Raw genomic sequence first — 5,098 nt, 5'->3', positions numbered from 1 at the left:
CGAGAGGCTCCCGCAGCACAGCCCTGTGGCGCAGTTGGTTAGCGCGCCGCCCTGTCACGGCGGAGGTCGCGAGTTCAAGTCTCGTCAGGGTCGCTGAAGAGGGGTTCGCCCCTTTTCTGCCCAGATAGCTCAGTCGGTAGAGCGTACGCCTGAAAAGTGTAAGGTCCCTGGTTCGATCCCTGGTCTGGGCACACTGAACATCCCCCGCGGAGTATCCCGCGGGGGATTCTGCGTGCCATGGCAGCCCCTGCGGGGGCCAATGGGGCCAACGGTGGTGGACGCCGCCCCAGGGTCGGCGTCTCCGGCCGCCCTCAGATGTTGTTCTGCAGATCGTCGACGTAGGACGCCGGTTCCACCAGGGGGATGTGCTCGTCGGGTTGACGATGACGGACTTTCGCCGGGATACCGATGAGGATCGAGTTCTCCGGGGCGTCCTTGGTCACCACCGCGTTGCCGCCGATCGCGGAACCGGCACCGATGGTGATCGGGCCGAGGACTTTCGCGCCCGCGCCGACCATCACACCGTCGCCGATGGTGGGGTGACGCTTGCGCTGGACGAGCTCTGAACCGCCGAGTGTCACGCCGTGGTACAGCATGACGTCATCACCGATCTCGGTCGTCTCACCGATCACGACACCCATACCGTGGTCGATGAAGAAGCGACGGCCGATGGTGGCACCGGGGTGGATCTCGACCCCGGTGAGAAACCGGGTGAACTGGCTGAGGACGCGTGCCGGGCCCTTGAACCCGCGGACCCACAGCCGGTGGGCCAGACGATGGCTCCAGATCGCGTGGAGGCCGGAGTACACCAGCGCATTCTCGAAGTCACCGCGCGCCGCGGGATCGTGCGTCCTGGCGTTGGCCAGGTCCTCCTTCAGGGTGCTGAGCAGACTCACCGTAGAGTCGCCTCCTTCGTTGTGTTCGTGTGTGTTTCACCGTACCGTCCCGTGCACGCCGACGGCCCCGTGCCACCACCTCATCGGGAGGGGCACAGGGCCGTTGTCGGGGCCGGGACCTGTGGATCAGTCGCGCAGGTCGTCGAACAGGAGGGTGGAGACGTAGCGCTCACCGAAGTCGGCGACGATCGCGACGATCAGCTTGCCCTCGTTCTCGGGCTTCGCGGCCTCGGCGACCGCGGCGGCGATGTTGGCGCCCGTGGAGATGCCGACGAGAATGCCTTCCTTGGCGGCGAGCTCACGGGCCCACTTCACGGACTCCTCGATGGTGGCGTCGTAGACGCTGTCGATGATGTCCTTGTCGAGGTTGTCAGGGAAGAAGTTGGTGCCGATCCCCTGGATCTTGTGCGGACCGAAGCGGCCCTCGGTCAGCAGCGGGGAATCCTTGGGCTCCACGCCGACGATCTTCACGTCGGCATTCTGCTCCTTGAGGTACTTGCCGGTGCCGGAGACGGTACCGCCGGTGCCGATACCGGCGATGAAGACGTCGACCTTACCGTCGGTGTCGGCCCAGATCTCCGGGCCGGTGGTCTCGTAGTGGGCCTCGGGGTTCGCCGGGTTGGCGAACTGGCGGGCCAGGACGGCGTTCTCGGTGGACTCGACGATCTCGTTGGCCTTGTCGACCGCGCCCTGCATGCCGGCCGGCGGCGGGGTGAGGACGAGCTCGGCGCCGAGGGCGCGCAGCATGATGCGACGCTCCAGGGACATGGACTCCGGCATGGTCAGGATGACCTTGTAACCGCGGGCTGCGCCGACGGTGGCCAGGGCGATGCCGGTGTTGCCGGAGGTCGCCTCGACGATGGTGCCGCCGGGCTGCAGGGATCCGTCGGCGACGGCGGCGTCGATGATGGCCGCGCCGATGCGGTCCTTGACGGAGTTGCCGGGGTTGGCGGATTCGAGCTTGACGACCACGGTGCCTGGGAGGCCCTCGGTCAGCTTGTTCAGCTTCACCAGGGGGGTGTTGCCGATGAGGTCGGTGATGTTGTCGTAGATCTTTGCCATGACTGTTGCAGGCGTCCTTCCGAAGGAATATGCGAATGGGTAGACCGATCGGTCTGTCCATTTGGTGGTAAGTCTACAGCGTCCGACGCCGGGTGTCGACGACCGTGACACAATGGCTACCATGACTGACTCACAACCCACGTACGAGACGATCCTCACCACCGTCAACGGTGGTGTCGCCACCGTCACACTGAACCGGCCCAAGGCACTCAACGCCCTCAACCAGACCGTCATGGAGGAGGTCGTCGGAGCCCTCGAGCTCTTCGACGCGGATCCGTCCGTCGGGGCTGTGGTCATCACCGGCAGTGAGAAGGCCTTCGCCGCCGGCGCCGACATCACCCAGATGCGGGACCAGACCTGGCCGGACATCAAGCTCCGTCGTTTCTACGCGCAGTGGGAGCGGGTCACGTGCATCCAGACCCCGATCATCACCGCGGTCCAGGGCTTCGCCCTCGGCGGCGGCTGTGAACTCGCGATGATGGGCGACATCATCCTCGCCAGCGAGAAGGCGAAGTTCGGCCAGCCGGAGATCACCCTCGGCGTCATTCCCGGTATGGGCGGGACCCAGCGGCTCACCCGGGCCATCGGCAAGTACAAGGCCATGGACCTCATCCTCACCGGACGCATGATGGGCGCCGAGGAGGCCGAGCGGGCCGGACTCGTCTCCCGGATCCTGCCGTCCGAGGGCTTCGCCGAAGCCGTGGACGCCGTCGCCGCGAAGGTGGCGTCCTACTCCCGTGTGGCCCTGGCCGCGGCCACCGAGGCCGTGGACGCCGCCCTCAACACCCCCCTGAGTGAGGGGATGCGTCAGGAGCGGGAGGCGTTCTGGGGACTGTTCGCCACCGAGGACCAGAAGGAGGGGATGACGGCCTTCATCGAGAAGCGTGACCCCGAATGGAGGCACCGTTAGATCATGGCGACCAAGGCAACCACCGTCGTGCGGGAGATCGCCCTGCCGATCGACCGGGTACGTGAGATCGCGGTCTCCGAGGAGTTCCTGCTCACCCTCGGCGGTGAGGACGGGTCGTCGATGCGGCTGCGGGACGGACACCGGGAGGTCCACGCGGACGGCTCGGTGGACGCCACCGTCACCGCTGTCGTGGGAGAGGGCGACGGGACCGTGGACATGGTTCAGCGGACCGAGATCTCCGAGGTCAGGGCGGACGGGTCCTTCAGCGTCTTCACCTCGGTCCCGCTGCCGAAGGACATCGGAACCATGGCGACCAACCAGGTCTACCGGGCGGCGGGCGAGGGGACGCTGCTGGAGTCCACCGTGGCCGTCGAGGTGCACGTCGCACTCGTCGGCGGGAAGATCGCGGAACAGGTGCTGACAGGTGTTCCGGCGTCCACGGAGAAGGGCGTCGCCCGCATCCTCCGGCTCGCGGAGCGCTGAGGCGGTCGGGACGGGTGGAGCTCCGACCGGCGACCGCAGCGTCCGGAACCTGCGTTCGGAGTGCCGGTCGGGGGTGGTGTGGCCCCCGCTGACAGGAGATGAGAGAGATTTGGGGGTGGCGGTCGGGGTTGCCTATACTCGGGAGTTGAACACTGAGTGCCCCCGTTGTGGGGGGCCGAGTCCACCTGGGTAGCGCAGGTGCTGGAGAAAGGTGATCCGTGGAGCAGCAGCGTCACCGCGATGACGAGGACGCGATCCGGTCGGCACTGTCGTCCCTGAAGAACTCGACCGGTATCCCGGTCACGATGTTCGGGGCGTGCCAGTCCGACGGTCGTATGGTGATCAACCAGTGGGTGGGGCTGCGTACGCCGGCACTGAACAACCTCTCGATCGAGGCGGGGCAGGGTGTCGGTGGTCGCGTCATGGCGACCCGGCGACCGGTCGGAGTCTCCGACTACATCCGGGCCAAGTCCATCTCCCACGAGTTCGACCGCCCGATCCGTGACGAGGGACTGCACTCCATCGTCGCCGTGCCAGTCATCGTGGGACGTGACATGCGCGGCGTCCTCTACGCCGGTGTCCACTCCCCGGTGCGGATGGGCGACAAGGTGCTCGAGGAGGTCACCATGACCTCCCGCACCCTGGAACAGGACCTCGCGGTCAACGGCGCGCTGCGCCGGTCGGAGCTCGGACCGCGCGAACCCGTCGTCAAACAGGTCCGGTCCATGTCCGGGGCGGAGTGGGAGCAGGTCCGCGCCACGCACTCGCGGCTGCGGATGCTCGCCAACCGTGTCGAGGACGAGGAGATCCGCCGCGATCTCGAAGTCCTCTGCGACCAGATGGTCAGCCCGGTGCGGGTCAAGCAGACCACCAAGCTCTCCGCCCGGGAACTCGACGTCCTCTCCTGCGTCGCACTGGGGCACACCAATGTCGAGGCCGCCGATGAGATGGGAATCGGTGCGGAGACCGTGAAGAGCTACCTGCGTTCCGTGATGCGCAAGTTGGGGGCGCACACCCGGTACGAGGCCGTCAACGCGGCACGTCGGATCGGTGCTCTACCCTGATCCGGTCCGACCGTTAGGGTGGGGGATGTGAAAGAACATTTCCTGGTGACCGGAGGCGCGCGCCTCGTCGGGTCCGTGATGGTGGACGGGGCCAAGAACAGCGTCCTCAAGCTCATGTCCGCAGCCCTGCTCGCAGAGGGCACGACGATACTGCACAACGTCCCGGACATTTCCGATGTCGCGTACATGGTGAAGGTCCTCGAGGGACTGGGGTGCGAGGCCCGGGTGGACGGAGAACGGGTGGAGATCACCGTTCCCGCGGAGATCTCCTGGGACGCGGACATCGATCCGGTGCGGCACTTCCGTGCGTCGGTCTGCGTGCTGGGACCGCTGACCGCCCGCTGCCACCGGGCCGTCGTCGCCCTGCCCGGCGGGGACGCCATCGGCAACCGGCCGCTGGACATGCATCAGTCGGGTCTGGAGAAGATGGGCGCGGTGACCCGGATCGAGCACGGCTGCGTGGTCGCCGAAGTGGAGCAGCTGCACGGTGCGGACATCTCCCTCGACTTCCCCTCGGTGGGCGCCACCGAGAACATCCTCACCGCCGCCGTGCTGGCGGAGGGGACGACCGTGCTGGACAACGCGGCCCGTGAACCGGAGATCGTCGACCTGTGCCACATGCTCCGGGAGATGGGGGCGGACATCGAGGGGGAGGGGTCGAACACCATCACAGTGCGCGGCGT

Annotated in this window: 5 protein-coding genes, 2 tRNA genes and 1 pseudogene; 6 read left to right on the top strand and 2 right to left on the bottom strand. The window is 67.0% G+C overall.

Annotated features, from left to right (window positions below):
* Positions 1 to 20 precede the first annotated feature (20 nt).
* Both QZV72_RS05770 and QZV72_RS05765 read left to right on the top strand, forming a co-directional pair.
* Positions 21 to 93, top strand: a tRNA-Asp gene (locus QZV72_RS05770).
* A gap of 25 nt (positions 94 to 118) precedes the next feature.
* Positions 119 to 191, top strand: a tRNA-Phe gene (locus QZV72_RS05765).
* A gap of 120 nt (positions 192 to 311) precedes the next feature.
* Here the strand turns inward: QZV72_RS05765 and epsC are convergent.
* Together epsC and cysK are read right to left on the bottom strand one after the other, a co-directional pair.
* Positions 312 to 896 carry a serine O-acetyltransferase EpsC gene (gene epsC, locus QZV72_RS05760; RefSeq protein WP_297006201.1) on the bottom strand — a complete coding sequence of 195 codons (585 nt, stop codon included), beginning with the start codon at positions 894 to 896 and terminating at the stop codon, positions 312 to 314.
* 126 nt (positions 897 to 1,022) lie between these two features.
* Positions 1,023 to 1,958: a cysteine synthase A gene (gene cysK / locus QZV72_RS05755; protein WP_297006199.1), complete on the bottom strand. Its 936-nt coding sequence runs from the start codon at positions 1,956 to 1,958 to the stop codon at positions 1,023 to 1,025.
* Between the two features lie 112 nt (positions 1,959 to 2,070).
* On the opposite strand from cysK, the gene QZV72_RS05750 reads away from it, so the two are divergent.
* From QZV72_RS05750 to QZV72_RS05735, 4 genes and pseudogenes are all read left to right on the top strand, one after another.
* The gene (locus QZV72_RS05750; RefSeq protein WP_297006197.1) at positions 2,071 to 2,868 is read left to right on the top strand and encodes an enoyl-CoA hydratase-related protein; all 798 of its coding nucleotides are present in this window, start codon (positions 2,071 to 2,073) and stop codon (positions 2,866 to 2,868) included.
* A 3-nt stretch (positions 2,869 to 2,871) separates the two neighbouring features.
* A complete protein-coding gene (locus QZV72_RS05745) occupies positions 2,872 to 3,351 on the top strand; it encodes a DUF2505 family protein (protein ID WP_297006196.1) in 480 nt (159 codons plus the stop codon).
* Positions 3,352 to 3,569: 218 nt separating this feature from the next.
* Positions 3,570 to 4,415: an acetate metabolism transcriptional regulator RamA gene (gene ramA, locus QZV72_RS05740; RefSeq protein ID WP_297006195.1), complete on the top strand. Its 846-nt coding sequence runs from the start codon at positions 3,570 to 3,572 to the stop codon at positions 4,413 to 4,415.
* A 27-nt stretch (positions 4,416 to 4,442) separates the two neighbouring features.
* A pseudogene (locus QZV72_RS05735) lies at positions 4,443 to 5,098 on the top strand (UDP-N-acetylglucosamine 1-carboxyvinyltransferase); the annotation flags it as partial.

This window comes from uncultured Corynebacterium sp., assembly GCF_902782855.1.
Lineage (GTDB): Bacteria > Actinomycetota > Actinomycetes > Mycobacteriales > Mycobacteriaceae > Corynebacterium.
This window is presented reverse-complemented; position numbering and strand designations above follow the sequence as displayed.

Bases quoted from the DNA above. Each gene is read 5' to 3' on its own strand.
- cysK (WP_297006199.1), bottom strand. From the start codon at position 1,958: ATGGCAAAGATCTACGACAACATCACCGACCTCATCGGCAACACCCCC.
- QZV72_RS05750 (WP_297006197.1), top strand. From the start codon at position 2,071: ATGGCTACCATGACTGACTCACAACCCACGTACGAGACGATCCTCACC.
- QZV72_RS05745 (WP_297006196.1), top strand. From the start codon at position 2,872: ATGGCGACCAAGGCAACCACCGTCGTGCGGGAGATCGCCCTGCCGATC.